General features: G+C 68.8%; 17 protein-coding genes. 11 read left to right on the top strand and 6 right to left on the bottom strand.

Features of this window, described 5'->3' with window-relative positions; translation table 11 throughout:
* Window positions 1-205: 205 nt before the first annotated feature.
* The 9 genes from uvrC (at window position 206) to AC5YDV_RS02785 (ending at window position 8939) form a co-directional block, all read left to right on the top strand.
* Complete coding sequence (gene uvrC, locus AC5YDV_RS02825; protein WP_496182086.1) at window positions 206-2158, top strand: excinuclease ABC subunit UvrC; 1953 nt, start codon at window positions 206-208, stop codon at window positions 2156-2158.
* A gap of 12 nt (window positions 2159-2170) precedes the next feature.
* The gene (rapZ, locus tag AC5YDV_RS02820) at window positions 2171-3034 is read left to right on the top strand and encodes an RNase adapter RapZ (protein ID WP_496182085.1); all 864 of its coding nucleotides are present in this window, start codon (window positions 2171-2173) and stop codon (window positions 3032-3034) included.
* The gene (locus tag AC5YDV_RS02815) at window positions 3031-3987 is read left to right on the top strand and encodes a gluconeogenesis factor YvcK family protein (RefSeq protein ID WP_496182084.1); all 957 of its coding nucleotides are present in this window, start codon (window positions 3031-3033) and stop codon (window positions 3985-3987) included. The genes rapZ and AC5YDV_RS02815 overlap by 4 nt, the downstream gene beginning before the upstream one ends.
* Window positions 3988-3997: 10 nt before the next feature.
* Window positions 3998-4981 carry a DNA-binding protein WhiA gene (gene whiA, locus AC5YDV_RS02810; protein WP_496182083.1) on the top strand — a complete coding sequence of 328 codons (984 nt, stop codon included), beginning with the start codon at window positions 3998-4000 and terminating at the stop codon, window positions 4979-4981.
* A 171-nt stretch (window positions 4982-5152) separates the two neighbouring features.
* The gene (gene gap, locus AC5YDV_RS02805; protein ID WP_496182082.1) at window positions 5153-6157 is read left to right on the top strand and encodes a type I glyceraldehyde-3-phosphate dehydrogenase; all 1005 of its coding nucleotides are present in this window, start codon (window positions 5153-5155) and stop codon (window positions 6155-6157) included.
* Between the two features lie 39 nt (window positions 6158-6196).
* Entirely contained in the window at window positions 6197-7399 is a 1203-nt protein-coding gene (locus tag AC5YDV_RS02800) for a phosphoglycerate kinase (RefSeq protein WP_496182081.1), read from the top strand.
* 24 nt (window positions 7400-7423) lie between these two features.
* Window positions 7424-8185 (top strand): triose-phosphate isomerase, encoded by a 762-nt coding sequence (tpiA, locus tag AC5YDV_RS02795; RefSeq protein WP_496182195.1) that lies wholly within the window; start codon window positions 7424-7426, stop codon window positions 8183-8185.
* 87 nt (window positions 8186-8272) lie between these two features.
* The gene (gene secG / locus AC5YDV_RS02790) at window positions 8273-8536 is read left to right on the top strand and encodes a preprotein translocase subunit SecG (protein WP_496182194.1); all 264 of its coding nucleotides are present in this window, start codon (window positions 8273-8275) and stop codon (window positions 8534-8536) included.
* 46 nt (window positions 8537-8582) lie between these two features.
* A complete protein-coding gene (locus AC5YDV_RS02785) occupies window positions 8583-8939 on the top strand; it encodes an RNA polymerase-binding protein RbpA (protein WP_496182080.1) in 357 nt (118 codons plus the stop codon).
* Between the two features lie 37 nt (window positions 8940-8976).
* Here AC5YDV_RS02785 and pgl read toward each other — a convergent pair whose 3' ends face one another.
* The 4 genes from pgl to tal are packed head-to-tail and all read right to left on the bottom strand — an operon-like array spanning window position 8977 to window position 13313.
* Window positions 8977-9717, bottom strand: coding sequence for a 6-phosphogluconolactonase (gene pgl / locus AC5YDV_RS02780; protein WP_496192327.1), 741 nt, complete (start codon window positions 9715-9717; stop codon window positions 8977-8979).
* On the bottom strand, window positions 9707-10615 hold the full coding sequence (locus AC5YDV_RS02775; RefSeq protein WP_496182078.1) for a glucose-6-phosphate dehydrogenase assembly protein OpcA: 909 nt from the start codon (window positions 10613-10615) through the stop codon (window positions 9707-9709). Before AC5YDV_RS02775 ends, pgl begins: the two co-directional genes overlap by 11 nt.
* Window positions 10616-10633: 18 nt before the next feature.
* Entirely contained in the window at window positions 10634-12172 is a 1539-nt protein-coding gene (gene zwf / locus AC5YDV_RS02770) for a glucose-6-phosphate dehydrogenase (RefSeq protein WP_496182077.1), read from the bottom strand.
* Window positions 12173-12209: 37 nt separating this feature from the next.
* Window positions 12210-13313 carry a transaldolase gene (tal, locus tag AC5YDV_RS02765; RefSeq protein WP_496182076.1) on the bottom strand — a complete coding sequence of 368 codons (1104 nt, stop codon included), beginning with the start codon at window positions 13311-13313 and terminating at the stop codon, window positions 12210-12212.
* A 213-nt stretch (window positions 13314-13526) separates the two neighbouring features.
* On the opposite strand from tal, the gene AC5YDV_RS02760 reads away from it, so the two are divergent.
* Window positions 13527-14453: a heme o synthase gene (locus tag AC5YDV_RS02760; RefSeq protein ID WP_496182075.1), complete on the top strand. Its 927-nt coding sequence runs from the start codon at window positions 13527-13529 to the stop codon at window positions 14451-14453.
* A gap of 59 nt (window positions 14454-14512) precedes the next feature.
* Here AC5YDV_RS02760 and AC5YDV_RS02755 read toward each other — a convergent pair whose 3' ends face one another.
* Window positions 14513-15958 carry a TlpA family protein disulfide reductase gene (locus AC5YDV_RS02755; protein WP_496182074.1) on the bottom strand — a complete coding sequence of 482 codons (1446 nt, stop codon included), beginning with the start codon at window positions 15956-15958 and terminating at the stop codon, window positions 14513-14515.
* Window positions 15959-16141: 183 nt separating this feature from the next.
* Between AC5YDV_RS02755 and AC5YDV_RS02750 the strand changes: the two genes are divergently transcribed.
* Window positions 16142-18214: a PhoX family protein gene (locus AC5YDV_RS02750; RefSeq protein ID WP_496182073.1), complete on the top strand. Its 2073-nt coding sequence runs from the start codon at window positions 16142-16144 to the stop codon at window positions 18212-18214.
* A gap of 245 nt (window positions 18215-18459) precedes the next feature.
* Here AC5YDV_RS02750 and AC5YDV_RS02745 read toward each other — a convergent pair whose 3' ends face one another.
* Window positions 18460-19137 (bottom strand): transmembrane-type terpene cyclase, encoded by a 678-nt coding sequence (locus AC5YDV_RS02745; RefSeq protein WP_496182072.1) that lies wholly within the window; start codon window positions 19135-19137, stop codon window positions 18460-18462.
* Window positions 19138-19498: the final 361 nt, after the last annotated feature.

Here is a 19498-nt window from a genome sequence, read left to right as displayed (position 1 = left end):
TCACGGAAGGAGCAGGGTGACAGAAGGCCCTGCGCGTGGAGTCCGACGGGGTGTGGTCGGGGACTGTGGGAGTGATGCAGGTGTGCATCACTCGTACAGGTGTTTGATGAGGTGGTTGATGAGGGTGCCGGGTCCGGAGGAGGCGCCCGGCCAGGCCCTCGGCGGGATCGGGCAGCTGTCGGCGCCGCGACCTAAGCTGGAGGGTATGGCTGACCCGGCGTCCTACAGACCGGCGCCCGGCACGATCCCGACCGATCCCGGCGTCTACCGCTTCAGTGATCCGTCCGGCACGGTCATCTATGTCGGCAAGGCGAAGAACCTGCGCCAGCGCTTGAACTCGTACTTCGCCGACCCGGCCGGGCTGCACTTCCGCACCCAGACGATGGTGCGGACGGCGGCGAAGGTCGAGTGGACGGTCGTCCAGAACGAGTTGGAGTCGCTGCAGCTCGAGTACACGTGGATCAAGCAGTTCGACCCGCGGTTCAACATCAAGTACCGCGACGACAAGTCCTACCCGTGGGTGTGCGTGACGTGGGGCGACGAGATCCCGCGCGTGTTCGTCGGCCGTGGTGCCAAGCGCAAGGGCAACCGCTACTACGGTCCCTACGCGCAGGCGTGGGCCATTCGCGAGACGATCGACTCCCTGCTGCGCGTGTTCCCGATGCGGTCGTGCACGAACGGTGTGTTCCGCAACGCGCAGGCGTCCGGCCGTCCCTGCCTGCTCGCGCACATCGGCAAGTGCGCCGCCCCCTGCGTGGGGTGGATCGACCCGGTCGCCCACCGCGAACTGGTCAGCGACGTCTGCGACTTCCTCGCCGGCAACACCAACCAGCTCACGCGTCGCATCAAGCACGCGATGCTGCAGGCGTCCGACAACCTCGAGTTCGAGAAGGCTGCCGTCCTGCGCGACAAGCTCGCCGCGCTCACCTCGGCCACCGAGCGCAACGCGATCGTCCTCGGCGACGCCACGGACGCCGACGTGATCGCCGTGGCCGCCGACGAGCTCGAGGTGGCGATCCAGGTGTTCCACGTCCGTCACGGTCGGGTCCTCGGCCAGCGCGGCTGGGTGGCCGATCGCGCGGACGACTCCACGCTCGAGGAGGTCATCGAGAACTTCTGCCTGCAGCTGTACGCCGACCCCGACCTGGCCGACATCTCCGGCGGCATCCCCCGCGAGGTCCTGGTTCCGGTGCGGCCGGCGTCCGGGCACGCGCTGGCAGACCTGCTCACCGACGTCCGTGGCTCCCGCGTCACGGTCAACGTGCCCCAGCGCGGCGACAAGCGCGTCCTCATGGACACCGTCGCCCGCAACGCCGGCGAGGCGCTCGCGCTGCACAAGACCAAGCGCGCGTCCGACCTCTCCACCCGCAACCGCGCCCTGGAGGAACTGCAGGACGCCCTCGGCCTCGAATCCCCGCCCCTGCGCATCGAGTGCTACGACATCTCGCACCTGCAGGGCACCGAGGTCGTCGGCTCGATGGTCGTCTTCGAGGACGGCCTGGCCCGCAAGTCGGAGTACCGCCGCTTCGTGATCCGGACGGTCGAGGGCTCGGACGACGTCGGCAGCATCCACGAGGTGATCACGCGCCGGTTCCGTCGGTACCTGGAGGACCAGGCCTCCCTGACGGGTGAGGATGCCGTGCTCGTCGACGCCACCACCGGTGTCGCGCGCAAGTTCGCCTACAAGCCCAGCCTCCTGGTCGTCGACGGCGGCGCACCCCAGGTCGCGGCGGCCCAGGCGGCCATGGACGAGCTGGGCATCACCGACGTGCCGCTGATCGGCCTGGCCAAGCGGCTGGAGGAGGTGTGGCTCCCCGGCGAGGAGTTCCCGCTGATCCTGCCGCGGTCCTCCGAGGGGCTGTACCTGCTCCAGCGGGCCCGCGACGAGGCCCACCGCTTCGCCATCAACCACCACCGCGGGCGTCGCAGCAAGTCGATGGTCGATTCCCTGCTGGACGGGGTGCCCGGCCTGGGAGAGCTCCGCCGCAAGGCGCTGGTCAAGCACTTCGGCAGCCTGAAGAAGCTGCGCGAGGCCGACGTCGACGACATCGCGCGGGTGCCGGGCTTCGGGCCGAAGACCGCCCAGGCCGTCAAGGCGGCCCTCGCGGCCCGGGAACCCGGGGACGTCATCAACACCGCGACCGGCGAAGTGACCTGACATGATGTCTGCATGAGCGTTGCCTCCACCCGTTTCGTGGCCATCACCGGAATGTCGGGCGCGGGTCGCCGGACCGCGGCGCACGCGTTGGAGGATCTCGGTTGGTACGTCGTCGACAACCTGCCGCCCACCCTGCTGGACGAGTTGATCCAGACCGCCAGCGAGTCCGGGTTCGACAAGGTCGCGGTGGTCCTCGACGTGCGCACCCGCAACGAGTTCGACCAGATCCCGACGGCCTTCGACGCCCTCGCCCAGATGGGCGTGTGGCCGCAGATCCTGTTCGTGGAGGCCAACGACCAGGTGATCGTGAAGCGACAGGAGCACGTCCGCCGCCCCCACCCGCTGCAGGGGGAGGGCCGCCTGCTGGACGGCATCCAGCGCGAGCGTGAGCTGCTCGCCACGCTGCGCGGTGCCGCCGACCTCGTGGTCGACACCTCCGAGCTTACGGTGCACCAGCTCTCCAACCGCGTCGCGTACGCCTTCAACACCGCCGACGACCGCGAGATGCGGCTGACGATCATGTCGTTCGGCTTCAAGAACGGGCTGCCCATCGACGCCGACATGGTCTTGGACGTCCGGTTCCTGCCCAACCCGCACTGGGTGCCTGAACTGCGTCCGCAGAACGGCCTGTCCAAGCCGGTGTCGTCGTACGTGCTGGGCCAGTCCGACGCCGGCCCGTGGCTGGACGCCGTTGAGGCGATGCTCACCACGGTGGTGCCCGGCTACGTGCGCGAAGGCAAGCGCCTGGCCACGGTCGCGGTGGGCTGCACCGGCGGCAAGCACCGGTCCACCGCGATCGTCGAGGAGCTCGCACGCCGCATGCGGGAGGCAGGCATCGGCGTGCACGTGATCCACAGGGACCTGGGGCTCGAGTGAAACCCGAGATCGACGGGGGCCTGCCGTCCGTCGTTGCGCTCGGTGGTGGGCACGGGTTGGCGGCCTCCCTGCGCGCGTTGCGCCGGGTGACGAGCAGGATCACCGCCGTGGTGACGGTCGCGGACGACGGGGGGTCGTCGGGACGCCTCCGTGACGAGTTCGACATCCTCCCGCCCGGCGACCTGCGGATGGCCCTGGCGGCCCTGTGCGGTGACGACGAGGACGGACGCATCTGGGCCGATGTGTTGCAGTCGCGCTTCGAGGGGGTCGGTCCGCTCGGCGGGCACGCCATCGGCAACCTCCTGATCGCGGGCATCTGGCAGCGGCTGGGCGATCCGGTGGCGGGTCTCGACATGGTCGGCAAGCTGCTGGGGGCGCAGGGCCGGGTGCTGCCCATGGCGGGGGTCCCGCTGGAGATCGAGGCGGACGTCATCGGCGTGGACCCGCTGCGTCCGGACGAGGTCACGCGGGTGAGGGGGCAGGCCAGCGTCGCCAAGTGCCGCGGCCTGGTGCGGGAGGTGCGCCTGCTGCCCGACGGGCCGCCCGCCCGACCTGAGGCGATCGAGGCGTTCATGGCCGCCGACCACGTCGTGCTCGGTCCGGGATCGTGGTTCACATCGGTGCTCGTGCACCTGCTGGTTCCCGAGCTGGCCGACGCGATCTGCACGACGGGGGCCCGGCGGATCCTGACCATGAACCTGGTCGCGGCGGACGAGACGGACGGCTTCTCGGCGTCCGCGCACCTGGAGGCGTTGGCCGATCACGCGCCGAGCCTCCGTCTGGACTCCATCGTCTGCGACCCCTCCTACGCGCAGGGCGACCCGCACCTCGCGACGTACGCGGCGTCGCTGGGGGCGGAGCTGGTCATCGCGCCCGTGCGCGCCAAGGACGGCAGTCCGCGCCATGACGTCAACCGCCTCGCGGGCGTCTACGCGGACTTGATGGGACGTTAGGCTGGCGCGCATGGCACTGACCGCAGACGTGAAGGCAGAGCTGGCCAACGTGCCGGTGACCAAGCCCGCCGTACGCAAGGCCGAGGTCGCCTCCCTGCTGCGGTTCGCGGGGAGCCTGCACCTCGCCGGGGGGAAGATCATCGTCGAGGTCGACCTGGACACGGGTGCGGCCGCCCGTCGGCTCCGGACTGCCATCGCCGACCTGTTCGGCTTCACCTGCGAGTTCGTCGTGGTCACCCCGAGCGGCCTCCGCCGCGGGACGCGCTACGTCGTCCGCCTCATCAAGGACGGGGACTCCCTCGCCCGCCAGACCGGCCTCATCGACTCGCGCGGACGCCCGGTGCGCGGCCTGCCCGCCGCCGTCGTGTCGGGCGGTCTCGACGTGGCCACCGCCGTGTGGCGCGGCGCCTTCCTGGCCCACGGTTCCCTGACCGAGCCCGGTCGGTCGATGTCGATGGAGGTCACCTGCCCCGGTTCCGAGGCTGCGCTCGCCCTCGTGGGTGCCGCCCGTCGGCTCGGCATCCAGGCGAAGGCGCGCGAGGTGCGCGGGGTGGACCGCGTCGTCATCCGGGACGGTGACGCCATCTCCGCCATGCTCACCCGGTTGGGTGCCCACGAGACGCTGCTGGCCTGGGAGGACCGCCGGATGCGCCGGGAGATCAAGGCGTCCGCGAACCGCCTGGCCAACTTCGACGACGCCAACCTGCGCCGTTCCGCCCAGGCCGCCGTGGCGGCCGGGGCCCGTGTGCAGCGCGCGTTGGAGATCCTGGGCGAGGACGTCCCCGAGCACCTGCGGGACGCGGGGTTGCTGCGTCTGGAGCACAAGCAGGCGAGCCTGGAGGAGTTGGGTCAACTGCACCAGCCGCCGTTGACCAAGGACGCGGTGGCCGGCCGCATCCGCCGCCTGCTGGCGACCGCGGACAAGCGGGCCCAGGAGCTGGGGATCCCCGGCACGGAGGCGTCCTTGACACCCGAGATGCTCGACCACGACTGAGGCGGGCCGCCTCGGGGACGGCCAATACTACGGCACGTCGTGATGTGGCGGTTCCGCTTGCCGGACAACTGGTCCACGGGTCCTTGGGCCCCCGCGATTTTGGGTAGGGTGGACTCGTCCAGTTCTCGTCACGAGCGGGCGAGATTCCTTATCTCAAGGAGACCCACTTTCATGACTGTCAAGGTAGGCATCAACGGCTTCGGTCGCATTGGTCGCAACTTCTACCGCGCCCTCATCGCCTCCGGCGCTGACGTCGAGGTCGTCGCCGTCAACGACCTCACCGACAACAAGACTCTCGCCCACCTCCTCAAGTACGACTCGATCCTGGGCCGTTTCGAGGGTGACGTGACGTTCGACGACGAGTCCATCACCGCCAACGGCAAGCAGATCAAGGCGTTCGCCGAGAAGGATCCGGCCAACCTGCCCTGGGGCGAGCTCGGTGTCGACATCGTCGTGGAGTCCACCGGCTTCTTCACCGACGCCACCAAGGCCAAGGCCCACATCGACGCCGGCGCCAAGAAGGTCCTGATCTCCGCCCCGGCGAAGAACGAGGACATCACCATCGTCATGGGCGTCAACGACAACCTGTACGACGGGTCGCAGACGATCATCTCCAACGCGTCCTGCACCACGAACTGCCTCGCCCCGATGGCCAAGGCGCTCAACGACAACCTCGGTATCGTCAAGGGCCTCATGACCACCATCCACGCCTACACGCAGGACCAGAACCTGCAGGACGGCCCGCACAAGGACCTGCGTCGCTCGCGCGCCGCGGCCCTGAACATGGTCCCGACCACGACCGGCGCCGCCAAGGCCGTCGCGCTCGTGCTGCCCGAGCTCAAGGGCAAGCTGGATGGCTACGCCATGCGCGTCCCGACCCCGACCGGTTCCGCCACCGACCTCACCTTCGAGGCCGCCCGCGAGACCACCGTCGAAGAGGTCAACGAGATCATCAAGAAGGCCGCTTCCGAGGGTCCGCTCAAGGGCATCCTCGTCTACACCGAGGACCCGATCGTGTCCAAGGACATCGAGACCGATCCGGCCGCCTCGATCTTCGACGCCGGCCTCACCAAGGTCATCGGCAACCAGGTCAAGGTCGTCTCGTGGTACGACAACGAGTGGGGCTACTCGAACCAGCTGGTGAAGCTCACCGAGCTCGTCGCGTCCAAGCTCTGACCACACCCACCACCACCGAATCCTGAAAGGCGAACCCAGGTGAAGTCCATCAATGATCTCGGGGATCTCAAGGGCCGGCGCGTCCTGATCCGCTGTGATTTCAATGTCCCGCTGGACGGCGAGACCATCACCGATGACGGCCGTATCAAGGCCGCCCTCCCGACGCTGAAGCAGCTCACGGAGGCCGGTGCGAAGGTCGTCGTGATGGCTCACCTGGGTCGCCCCAAGGGTGAGGTCAACCCCAAGTACTCCCTCGCCCCGGCCGCCAAGCGGCTCGGCGAGCTCATCGACGCCAAGGTCACGCTGGCCGAGGACGTGGTGGGCGAGTCGGCCAAGGCAGCCGTGGCGTCCATGGAGGATGGCGACATCGTCATGCTCGAGAACGTCCGCTACGAGCCCGCCGAGGAGTCCAAGGTGGACACCGAGCGCGAGGACCTGGCGGCCAAGTACGCGGAGTTCGGTGACGTGTTCGTCTCCGACGGCTTCGGTGTCGTGCACCGCAAGCAGGCCTCCGTCTACGACGTCGCCAAGATGCTGCCCAACGCGGCCGGCCACCTCGTCGCGAAGGAGGTCGAGGTGCTCAAGAAGCTCACCGAGACCCCGGAGCGCCCCTACGTGGTCGTGCTCGGTGGCGCCAAGGTCGCCGACAAGCTGAGCGTCATCGACAACCTGCTCAAGGTCGCCGACACCCTGATCATCGGCGGCGGCATGGGCTACACCTTCCAGAAGGCCAAGGGTTACGAGGTCGGCACCTCGCTCCTGGACGCCGAGAAGGTCGACGCCGTCAACGGCTACATGAAGGACGCCGAGGCCCAGGGCAAGAAGCTCCTCATCCCGTCGGACGCCCTCGTGTCGCCGAGCTTCCCGTCCGGTGACGGCCCCTACGAGAAGACGGTCGTGGCCGCCGACGCGATGCCGGCCGACCAGATGGGCCTCGACATCGGTCCCGACACCGCCAAGGCGTACGCCGAGGCCATCAAGGGCGCGAAGACCGTCTTCTGGAACGGCCCGATGGGCGTGTTCGAGGTCGCCGACTTCGCCGAGGGCACCCGGGCGGTCGCCCAGGCCCTGGCCGAGACCGACGCCTTCACGGTCGTCGGTGGCGGTGACTCCGCCGCGGCCGTCCGTCAGCTCGGCTTCGCCGACGACCAGTTCGGTCACATCTCGACCGGCGGCGGCGCGTCGTTGGAGTACCTCGAGGGCAAGACGCTCCCGGGCCTGGCCGTCCTCGAAGGGAACTGACCCGTGGCAAACCGCGTCCCGCTGATGGCGGGCAACTGGAAGATGAACCTGAACCACGTCGAGGCGGCCGGGGTCGTCCAGAAGCTGGCGTGGTCGCTGAAGGATGCCAAGTACGACCCGGCCCAGGCCGAGGCGTCCGTGATGGTCCCCTTCACCGACCTGCGGACGGTCCAGACGCTGGTGGAGGGCGACAAGCTCACCATCACCTATGGCGCGCAGGACGTCTCGGTGCACGACAAGGGCGCCTACACCGGTGAGGTGTCGGCGGAGATGCTGTCCAAGCTCAAGTGCGCCTACGTGGTCGTCGGCCACTCCGAGCGACGCGACTACCACGCGGAGTCGGACGAGCTGGTCAACGAGAAGGCCAAGGTCGTGCTCGCGGCCGGGATGACCCCGATCATCTGCGTCGGTGAGAAGCTCGACGTGCGCAAGGCGGGGGAGCAGGTGCCGTTCGTGCTCGCCCAGGTCGACAAGGTGCTCGCCGGGTTGTCGGCCGAGCAGGTGGGCGGGCTGGTCATCGCCTACGAGCCCGTCTGGGCCATCGGCACCGGCGAGGTCGCCACCCCCGACGACGCGCAGGAGGTCTGTGGTGCGATCCGCGGCCGCGTGCGCGAGTTGCTGGGTGACCGGGCCGCGGACGCCGTGCGCATCCAGTACGGCGGTTCGGTGAAGTCGGGCAACATCGTGGACATCATGGCGCAGCCCGATGTCGACGGTGCCCTGGTCGGCGGCGCGAGCCTCGATCCGGAGGAGTTCGCGAAGATCGTCCTCTTCTACCAGAACTGATCGGACAGAACCCGAGGGGCCGGTGACCACGTGGTCACCGGCCCCTCGCGCTTGGGTTAAACTCCTCGGGTGACCATTGCTCCCCTCATGACCTGGCCGATCCTCTCCGTGTCGATCCTCCTGGTCCTGACGTCCCTGGCCCTGGCCATGTTCGTGTTGCTCCACAAGAACAGGGGCGGCGGCATGTCCGATCTCTTCGGTGGCGGCATGTCGACCAGCCATGGGGGCTCTTCGGTCGCCGAGCGGAACCTCGATCGGCTCACGATCATCGTCGGCCTCGTGTGGCTGGCCTGCATCCTCATGTTGCTGGCCCTGTACCGCTGGTTCCCCGACGTGGGCGTCCTCGGCTGACAGCCGCAAGCCCCTCTACTCAGACGCAAGCAAGGAGTTCTCAACAGTGGTCGGTGGTAGCGCCATCCGCGGCAGCCGTGTCGGTGCGGGTCCCATGGGCGAGGCGGAGCGCGGTGACTCCGCGCCGCGCCTGTACGTGTCCTTCTACTGCAGCAACGGGCACGAGACGCGTCCCGCCTTCGCGGCGGACGCCGTGCTCCCCGAGGAGTGGGACTGCCCGCGCTGCGGTCTCCCCGCGAACTGCGACGCGGAGAACCCGCCTCCCCCGCCGCGGATCACCCCGTACAAGACGCACCTCGCCTATGTGAAGGAGCGCCGTACGGACGCCGAGGCCGAGGCCATCCTCGCCGAGGCTCTCGCCGGCCTGCGCGCGCGTCGCGCCGCCGGTGAGGTCATCTACTGACGCTGGCCCCGACGGCGCCCCTGCGCACGACGGCAGCTCAGAAGCTGCACTCGTGGTAGGGGATGCCTGAGGCTGCGGCCTTGTCCAGGAACCACAGGGTCCGCTCGGTGCCCCGTACGACCCCGGCCGGAAGGCTGGGGTCGCCCGCGTAGGAGCGGGCCACGGCGTCCGCCTTGTTGGAGCCGCTCACCAGAAACCACACCTCGCGGCTGCGGCTGAGCGTGGGTACGGTCAGGCTGATGCGGGACGCCGGTGGCTTGGGGGAGTCGCTCACGCCGATCACGGTGTGCGAGGTCTCCTCGAAGGACGGGTGGTTCGGGAAGATGGACGCCACGTGGCCGTCCTCGCCCATGCCCAGCAGGCAGATGTCGAACACGGTGTCGCCGAGCTCCTTGGCATACGTCAGCGCGGAGGCCTCGTTGTCGGTGACGCCGTCCGCCGCCGACATGGCGTGGGTGTGGGCCGAACTCACCTGCAGGGTCCGGGCCAGGATGGCGAGGGCATGGCCGGCGTTGCGGTCCGGGTCCTCGGTCGGGACGAAGCGTTCGTCCCCCCACCAGAGTTCGATCCGTTCGGAGTCCAGGCCGGAACCCTCCACGAGGTCGGCGAACGCGTCGTAGATCCGGTTGGCGATCCGCCCACCCGTGAGGCACAGGTGTACCGATCCCTCGGTGGCGGACTGGAGCTCGACGAGCCGGGACATCAGGCGCTCGGCCACCCCGTCCGTGAGGTCGGTTCCGCTCGCCCAACGCAGGATCTGTTCCACGTCAGTTCCCACCCGTCATGATCGTTCGGAGGCACGACATCGACTCCAGGAAGACCTTGTCGGTGTCGAGGCGGCGCAGTTCCTCACCCAGCAGTGCACTGAGCTCACGGCGACGCAGCGCCACGGATCGGGGCGGCGTCCGGGGTGCGGTGAACGTGGCCATCTTGCCGTCCGGACGCTTCAGCGTGATGTCGCCGTCGGCGGTGGTGAGGATGACCCCCGTGATGCCGGGACCCCCGTCCGCTTCGAACTCGACATGGACGCCCAGGCGCGACCGCAGCCACGCGGCCAGCAACAGCCCGCCGGCGTTGTCGGGGGCGGCCGTCACCTTGGCGGACAGGACGGGCACCTCGTGGTTGTCCAGCGCCGAGGCGAGCAGGGCGCGCCACGGGGTGAGGCGGGTCCAAGTGAGGTCGGTGTCACCGGGGGCGAGGGTGTCCGCCCGCGCCACGAGGGTGCCCAGCGGGTCATCGGTGCCCATGGCGTCCGTGATGCGACGGACGGCCAGCCTGCCGATCCTGTCCTCCGACACGGACGCCGGCGCCTTGCCGGGCCACCACGCGATGACGGGGGAGTCCGGCAGCAGCAGGGGCAGCATGGCCGAGGTCTTGTGGTGCATGAGCTCGCCGTGGAACTTCAGCGCGATCACCTCACCGGGGATCTCGTCGCCGATGTGGAGTTCAGCGTCCAGGCGATCGGTGCGCGCGGACCCGTCCGTGGCGATGATGATGCGCGAGGGGTGCTCGCGTCCCGCGTCGACGCAGGCGTCGAAGACGTCGTCGAACTCGTCGGCGGTCGGGACCGCCAGCATCGTGAACACCATGCCGGACGCCGCGCCGACGCTCTGGCGAGCCTGGGTGATGGCGACCTGGATCTTGGCGGACGTCGTGTCCTTGAGGGTCGTGATCATGGTTGTCTCCTAGCCGCCTTAAGGACGTCGCCACGCGAAGCCGTCGCGCTCCAGCATCGCCGCGCCCGAGGGCGGGCCCCACGTGCCAGCCGCATACCCCTCGGGCTGGTGCTCCTTCTGGGCCCAGTAGTCGAGGATCGGGTCGAGGATCATCCACGACAACTCGACCTCACGGTGCTGGGGGAACAGCGGCGGATCGCCGAGCAGGACGTCGAGGATGAGCCGCTCGTACGCCTCGGGGCTCGACTCGGCGAAGCTGGTGCCGTAGTCGAAGTCCATCGTGACGTCGCGGAGTTCCATCGGGGTCGCGGGCACCTTCGCGCCGAAGCGGAGCGTGATGCCCTCGTTCGGCTGGATCCGGAGCACCAACGCGTTGACGCCGAGTTGTTCGGTGTCGGACATCTGGAACGGCAGGTGCGGGGCCGGACGCATCATGAACGCGACCTCGGTCACCCGGCGCGGCATGCGCTTCGCCGCGCGCAGGTAGAAGGGGACGCCAGCCCAGCGCCGGTTGTCGATGTCGACGCGGAACGCCGCGTACGTCTCGGTCTGGGAGTCGGCCGGGATGCCGTCCTCCTCCAGGAAGCCCCGCACCTTCTGGCCGCCCGCCCATCCGGCGGTGTACTGGCCGCGGGCGGTGTGGTGCTTCAGGTTGCGGGGGGCGCGGGCCGCGGCCAGCACCTTCTCCTTCTCGGCCCGCAGGTTGCCCGCGTCGAACGAGGAGGGCTCCTCCATGGCGGCGAGGGCCAGCAACTGGAGGAGGTGGTTCTGGATGACGTCGCGCGCGGCGCCGATGCCGTCGTAGTAGCCCGCGCGGGAGCCGATGCCGATGTCCTCGGCCATGGTGATCTGCACGTGGCTCACGTAGTTGCGGTTCCACACCGGCTCGAACAGCTGGTTGGCGAAGCGGAACGCCAACATGTTCTGGACCGTCTCCTTGCCCAGGTAATGGTCGATGCGGAACACCGAGTCGGAGTTGAAGACGGACGCGACCTTGCGCTCCAGTTCCTGTGCGCTGGCGAGGTCGTGGCCGAACGGCTTCTCGATGACCACACGGTTCCAGGGCACGGACTTGGACTTGTCGACCAGGCCGTGCTTGCTCAACTGCTCGATGACCTGGTCGAAGCCGGCGGGCGGGATCGAGAGGTAGAAGGCGTGGTTGCCCTCGGTGCCCTGAGTCTCGTCGAGTTCCCGGAGCCTCTCCTTGAGCGTCTCGAAGCCCTCGTCGTCGTTGAACGCGCCGCTGACGAACCGGAGGCCCTCAGCGAGCTGGCGCCACACCTCGGGACGGTACTTCGTCCGGGCGTTCTCCTTGACCGACTCCAGGAAGTAGTCGGCGAACGCCTCGTCGTCCCAGTCGCGCCGTCCGTACCCCACGAAGCTGAAACCGGGGGGCAACAGGCCCCGATTGGCGAGGTCGTAGACGGCGGGCATGAGCTTCTTGCGTGCAAGATCGCCGGTCACCCCGAACATGACGAGGGCACAGGGCCCTGCGACTCGGGGCAACCGGCGATCCTGGGGATCACGCAAGGGGTTGGTGTAGGGAACGCTCGTCACGCGAACACCCTAGCGCCCGCCCCCGGGTGACCAAGGGTCACTTCTCGGTGGCGAGGGCCTTCTCGACGGCGGTCACCAGCTCGCTGTCCCACGAGGCCTGGAACTTGGCCACGCCCTCGGACTCAAGCACGTTGAACACGTCGGTCAGGTCGACACCGACCGCGTCGATGGCGTCCAGCACCTTGACGCCCTCGGCGCCCGTGCCCTCGATCGGGGCGCCGAGCTCACCGTGGTCGGCGAACGCCAGCAGGGTCTTCTCGGGCATGGTGTTGACCACGCCGCGGGCGACCAGGTCGGACACGTACAGGGTGTCGGAGTACTCGGGGTTCTTGGTGCCGGTGGACGCCCACAGCGGACGCTGCTTGTTCGCACCCTTGGCCTCGAGGGCCTTGAAGCGGTCGGAGGAGAAGACCTCCTCGAAGGCGGCGAAGGCGACCTGGCCGTTGGCGACGGCGGCCTTGCCCTTGAGGGCCTTGGCCTCGTCGGTGCCGATCTCGTCCAGGCGCTTGTCGATCTCGGTGTCGACGCGGCTGATGAAGAAGGAGGCGACGGAGTGGATCTTCGACAGGTCCTTGCCGGCGGCGTCCGCCTGCTCCAGGCCCGCGAGGTAGGCGTCCATGACGGCGCGGTAGCGGTCCTCGGAGAAGATCAGGGTCACGTTGACGGAGATGCCGCGGCCGAGGGTCTCGGTGATCGCGGGCAGGCCCTCGAGCGTGGCGGGGATCTTGATCAGGACGTTCTCGCGGTTGACCAGGTCGTACAGCTCCTGGGCCTCGTCGATGGTGGCCTGGGTGTTGTAGGCCAGGCCCGGGGCGACCTCGATGGAGACGCGGCCGTCGACCCCGTTGGTGGAGTCGTAGATGCCCTTGAAGAGGTCGCAGGCGTCCTCGACGTCCTTGGCCCAGAGCTGCTTGATCGCCGACGCGGTGGTGGTGTCGTCGGGCAGCGCGACGATGTCGTCGTGGTACTGGTGGCCGCTGGTCAGGGCCGCGGCGAAGATGGTCGGGTTGGTCGTGACGCCCGTGACCGACTTGTCGTCGATGAGCTCCTGGAGATTGCCGCTCTGCAGACGAGCGCGCGACAGGTCGTCGAGCCAGATCGACACGCCGGCGTCGGCGAGTGCCTTCATACGAGAGTTCATTGCGTTCTCCTGTGGGTCAGCGGTCCGGGCGCGTCCGTCGACGCCCGCACCCTCGACTCTACTAACCCGGTTGTCAGCGGGGCGGGAGAGTTGCCGAAACCGCCCCCTGCGGGTCAGGCGGGGGAAGGAGCTCTGGAGGCTGTCGGTTAGACTGCTCGGAAAGGGTCGTGCCCCGTGCGCTCGGCCGGTCCCACTCTCGCCGGAGGTCACGCCATGCACCCAGCCAGGACGGAGGCCCCGGCCCCCGCCCAGAGTGGAATCCTGGGCACCCTCAAGGCCTACGTCGGGCTGACGAAACCCCGCATCATCGAGTTGTTGCTGGTGACCACGTTCCCGGCGATGTTCCTGGCGGCGGACGGTTTCCCCCCGCTCGGGCTGGCCGCCATCACCTTCGTGGGCGGCACCCTCTCGGCGGCGTCCGCGAACGTGTTCAACTCGGTGCTGGACGCCGACATCGACGAGCAGATGCGTCGGACGCGTCGGCGTCCGATGGTGCGCGAGCAGGTGTCGCGCCGCTCCGCCTACGTCTTCGGCGTGGTGCTCGGCATCGCCTCGACGCTCATGCTGGGCTTCGGCGCCAACTGGCTGTCCGCGGCGCTGTCGGTGACCGCGATCCTCTACTACGTCTTCATCTACACGGTGTGGCTCAAGCGCCGGACGGCCCAGAACATCGTCTGGGGTGGCGTGGCCGGCTGCTTCCCGCCGCTGATCGGATGGACGGCCGTGGCAGGATCGATCTCGTGGCCGCCGATCATCCTCTTCCTGATCGTCTTCTTCTGGACGCCGCCCCACACCTGGGCCTTGGGCCTGCGCTACCGCGAGGACTACGCCTCCGTCGACGTGCCCATGCTGCCCGTGGTGAAGGACGCGCCGTACGTGGCCCGTCAGATCTTGGTCTACTCGGTGCTGACCGTGCTGACCTCGCTCGCGCTCTGGCCCGTCGCCGGGACGGGGTGGCTCTACCCCGTGATCGCCGCCGGAGCCGGCGGGTGGCTCATCTGGGAGTCCGTCGCCCTGCTGCGCCGCGCGAACGCCGGCCTGCTGGACGCCGCGCTCAAGCCCATGAAGCTGTTCCACTGGTCCAACAGCTACCTGGCGATCGTCTTCATCGCCGCTGCTGTTGATCCGCTGATCTTCTGAGGGCTGGTCGGGCGGGGTCCCGGCCAAGGCGCCTTGACGACCCGGACGCCCCTAAACGATCAGGACGCCTCGGCGAGCTGGGCCTCGATGTCGGACACGAAGCCCTCGATCTCCTCCAAGCCCTGGACGGGACCACCGGCGAGCAGACCGTCCGCACCGACGAGGACCGCCATCGGGCTCTGGTGCATCCCGAGCGCGCGCTGGGCCAGCCCGGCATGGTCGTACAGGACGCCCTCGGTGGGACGGAGGTCCTCGGGGATGGAGTCGGCCTTCAGGGTGCTCAGGAGCCCCACCTCGAGGGCTGGGAGGCGTTCGCGCCAGCCGTCCACGGCGGCGGAGGCCTCCTGAGAGGTGCCGCACAGACAGTTGATGCTGACGAGCAGGGCGGCCTTCTCGGTGACGAGCTCGCGGATCGTCCGCGGACCCTCGGCCCCGATGACCACGGCGTCCGGGATTGGCCGGCGCACGTAGGGCAATTCGACGTCCTCCGGGGCGTCCGCGGTCGTCTCCACCGGGGCTTCCTGTGCGCCCTCGTCCTCGGCTGCCTCCTGGGTGGACACGGCAGGAGCTCCCAGCGAGGCGATCAGTTCGCGCACGGACCCCGCACCGACCACGGGGTCGGCGAGCAGGACGCCGCGGGCGTCCACGAGGAGGGCCGTCGGGGTGGCCGTGGCGAGGATGCCCATGAGGTTGCCGTAGGGATCCAGGAGCGCATCGGTCTGGACCGCCGCCGGGCGGGTGCGCAGCTCGTCCGCCACCCGGTCGCTCACCACCGGACGGATGGTCACGCCCGGAGCGGAGGCGCGGAGGCTGTCGAGGTCCTCCATGAGGGAAGCGCAGGGGCCGCACCACAGGCTCAGGACCAGCAGGATCGTCCGGTCGCCACCCAGGTTCTGGAGTGACACCTGCTGGCCGGTGCTGGCGTCCAGCATGGTGCCCCTCAGGACCTGCCCGGCGACGAGGTCCCGGCCGCTGGGCTGGGACGTCTGGCCTCGTCCGAGCACGAACAGGGCCACGGCACCGGTCAGGGCCGCCATCAGCAGCCAGCCAAGGGTTGATCCGGGAGCGGCCGCCACGGTGCCCGGGACCGACACGCCCACGCTGACGGCGACGATGCCGAGCGTGGCGGTGGCCACGAGGATGGCGTTGCGGGTCAGCGTCCGGGTCGAGACACCCTCGTCGCCGAGTTTCCCGAAGCAGTTGCAGGAGACCTTCTCGTCGAAGCCGAGCGCCCGGCGGATGACCACGAGGTAGATCGAGAACAGCACCAATGTGGCCACCACACCCAAGGCGAGCAGCCAACCCGAGGTGACGAGCAGCAAGATGCCCAGCACGATCTCTCCCCAGGGCAGGAGCGCGGGGGCGGGGGACTTGGCCAGCGCGGCGGGCAGCCGCAGCGCGACGAACGCGTCCCGGGTCGCGGCGGGCTCACGCACCTTGGCGACGCCGCTCACCAGCAGGACCGCGGCGGACACCACCAAGGGGATGACGAGGAACGAGAGCACGGGCCCATCCTCGCAGCAGGGGTGCTGACACCCCAAAGCGTCCGGTTGGGCCGCCAGAGCAGACCGACCCCGTCACGGTCACGGAATTCGCCCAGAGTTCACCTCGCGTTCAACCGGGCTTGGGCCGGGGCGTCGGCAGAGTCGTTAGCGTGCGTCGCAGCACATCCTCTTGAAAGGTCCACCATGGCAGACTCCCGCCGCCGGCTCCTCAACCTGCTGGCGCCCGCGCCCGTCCACGGCAACCGTTCCTCGCTGACCTGCCGCTTCAAGTGCGGCGACGCCTGTTTCCACGAGGTGCCGAACACCTCCGACAACGAGTACTTCGGTGACATCGTCGACGCGGTCATCTCCCGCCGTGGCCTCATGAAGGTCGGTGCGGTCGCCGCCGGTGCGGCCGCCGTCGCCGGCTCCGGCGCCGCCGCGTTCGTCAACGCTCCGCAGGCTGTCGCCCTCGACACCAAGGGCTCGCTGCCCGGCCTCGGCTGGACGCCCATCGCCCCGGCCAACACCGACTCGGTCGTCATTCCGAAGGGCTTCGCGCAGGCCATCGTGATCCGTTGGGGCGACCCGATCCTCGCGGGTGCGCCGAAGTTCGACCCCTACAAGCAGACCGGCGCCTCGCAGGCCGGGCAGTTCGGCTACAACTGCGACTACCTCGGTTTCTTCCCGCTGGACCAGCAGCACGAGGTCATGGTCGTGAACCACGAGTACACCGACGAAGTCATCATGTTCCCCGGCTTCGACGAGGAGAACCCGACCCGAGACCAGGTCGAGGTGGCCTGGGCCGCGCACGGCCTGTCGGTGGTCGTCGTCAAGAAGAACCAGGGCAACGGCAAGCTGACCCCGGTCGTGGGTCACAAGCTGAACCGTCGGATCACCGCGTCCACGGTTTGCGAGGTCACCGGCCCGGCCCGCGGCTCGAGGTACCTGAAGACCACGGCAGACCCGAGTGGTTCCAAGGTGCTCGGCACCCTGAACAACTGCGCCGGCGGCAACACCCCGTGGGGCACCGTCCTGTCGGGCGAGGAGAACTTCAACCAGTACTTCGCCAACGGGGACGCCGTTCAGGGCGGCCTGGAGAAGCAGGCCATCAAGCGCTACGGGATTCCGGGCAAGGGCTCGGAGCGCAAGTGGGAGCGATTCGACACCCGCTTCGACCTCGCCGAGGAGCCGAACGAGGTCCTGCGCCAAGGGTGGGTGCTCGAGGTCGATCCGTACGACCCGACCGCCGCCCCCAAGAAGCGGACGATGCTGGGCCGCACCAAGCACGAGGCGGGCACCGCGGTCGTGGCCAAGGACGGCCGGGCGGTCGTCTACTCCGGCGACGACGAGCGCTTCGACTACCTGTACAAGTTCGTCTCCGCCAAGAAGGTCCAGCCCGGCGGCGCCAAGGCGAACGCCGACCTGCTCGACTCGGGCACGCTGTACGTGGCCCGCTTCACGGGTGACTCCCCGGCCGCCGAGATCGACGGCACCGGCAAGTTGCCCACCGACGGCGCCTTCGACGGCACCGGCGAGTGGATCGCGCTGTGCACCGACCAGGAGTCCTACGTCCCCGGCATGACCGTCGAGGAGGTGCTCGTCTTCACGCGCCTCGCGGCCGACAAGATGGGCGCCACCAAGATGGACCGGCCCGAGGATGTCGAGACCAACCCGGTCAACGGCAAGGTCTACATGGCGCTGACGAACAACACCAACCGCACGACGGCCCAGGTCGACGAGGCCAACCCGCGCGGGTTCGTGGCCGGTGACAGCAAGAAGGTCGGCTCCAACAAGCACGGTCACGTCATGGAGATGTCCGAGGCGGGCATGGACCCGGCCGCGACCTCGTTCGGGTGGAACATCCTCCTGCTGTGCGGTGACCCCAACGACCCGAACACCTACTTCGCGGGTGCCGACAAGTCGAAGGTCTCGCCGATTTCGTGCCCCGACAACATTGCGTTCGACGAGCACGGCAATCTGTGGATCTCCACCGACGGCAACCAGCTCGGCGCGCACGACGGCCTGTACGCCGTGCCGCTGGCCGGGGAGCATCGTGGTGAGGTGCGGCAGTTCCTGTCGGTTCCGAAGGGTGCCGAGACCTGCGGTCCGTGGATCACCGAGGAGCGCGTGAACATCTGCGTGCAGCACCCGGGCGAGACCAACGATTCGACCTTCGGGTCGCCCTCGTCGAACTGGCCCGACGGTGGCACCTCGATCCCGCGTCCGTCCGTGGTGACGGTGTGGCAGCAGGGCAAGTCGGCCGCGAACCGCTGACGCGGCACGAAGGCTGCGATCTGACCGACGAGGCCCCCTCCCGCAGCATCGCTGAGGGAGGGGGTCTCTGCGTCTGCGCCGAGGGCTCGGGTTGGGGACGCCGAGGGCTCGGGTTGGGGACGCCGAGGGCTCGGGTTGGGGACGCCGAGGGCTCGGGTTACTTGCGCCGAGGGCTCGGCTTGGGGACGCCGAGGGCTCGGGTTCGTTGCGCCGAGGGCTCGGGTTGGGGACGCCGAGGGCTCGGGTTACTTGTGCTGAGCGCCGCCCAACCGCACCCGGGGCGTCCGCTGTGCTGTCGGGACCGGACGGACCGACCGCAGTGCGACGACGTAGATCAGGTCGAAGACCAGGCACAGGATGCCGAGCACGGCCACGTAGGGGTCAAACCCCGACAGGAAGCCCATGCTGAGCGTCGGCGCGAGCGTGCCGATGAGCTTCGCGACGGCGATGACCATCGACTGGCCGGCGCGGCCTGAGCGGCGGATCAGCATGTCGATGAACAAGATCGACATCAACAGGTTCTGCGCAAAGGCCGTGTAGACGGGGGCGTGGCGTGGTCCGAACTCGATGAAGAACACGGCCTGCACCGCTGCGCCGACCACCAGGGCCGACGCGCCCATGAAGATCACGAGCGAGCGGCCCAGCTGCGGCCAAGCTTGCCGGCCGAATGCGAAAAAGGTCCACAGGAGCACCAGATCGAAGGCCGCCCAGACAGCATTGATCACCGATTGTGTCTGACCGAAGGCCCCGTAGCGCGTGAAGTGCATGAATCCGTCGACGCTGTAGAGGACCTCCCACGCCAGGTTCAGCCCGAGGGCGAACACAGGCATGGCATAGATGCGGTCCTTGAAGGACACCCGGATGGCCTCGATGTACACGAGGGTCCAGCAGAGTCCACTGACGATCGCCAAGGCTATGGACATGCCTCAGTATTGGCGACCCGAGCCCTCGGCGCTTCGAAGCCGAGCCCTCGGGGGTGAGAGGCTCCTATTCCGTGTCAAGCGGCGTTGAGCCATTCTCGGTAGCGCACTGCGAGTTCGGGGTTGGGGCGTCTGCCGAGTTCGAGTTCTCCGATTCGTGCGGGCCATACGCCGAGGTGTTGGGCTGCCGCGGTGAGCGTGAGGTTCTTGGCTCGTCTGGCTGGTCTGAGGTCGGAGTGGATATTGCGCTTGCTGAGGGCCGGTGTTCCGCTGGGGGGTGAGCCAGTGTTCCGGGGATCGGTGGGCCACGTCGACGGGATGGGTTGCCATGGTGCTGGGGCGGCCGCTTGGGCCGCCCCAGCGC

The sequence above is a fragment of the Propioniciclava sp. LT432 genome (assembly GCF_059515965.1).
This window is presented reverse-complemented; position numbering and strand designations above follow the sequence as displayed.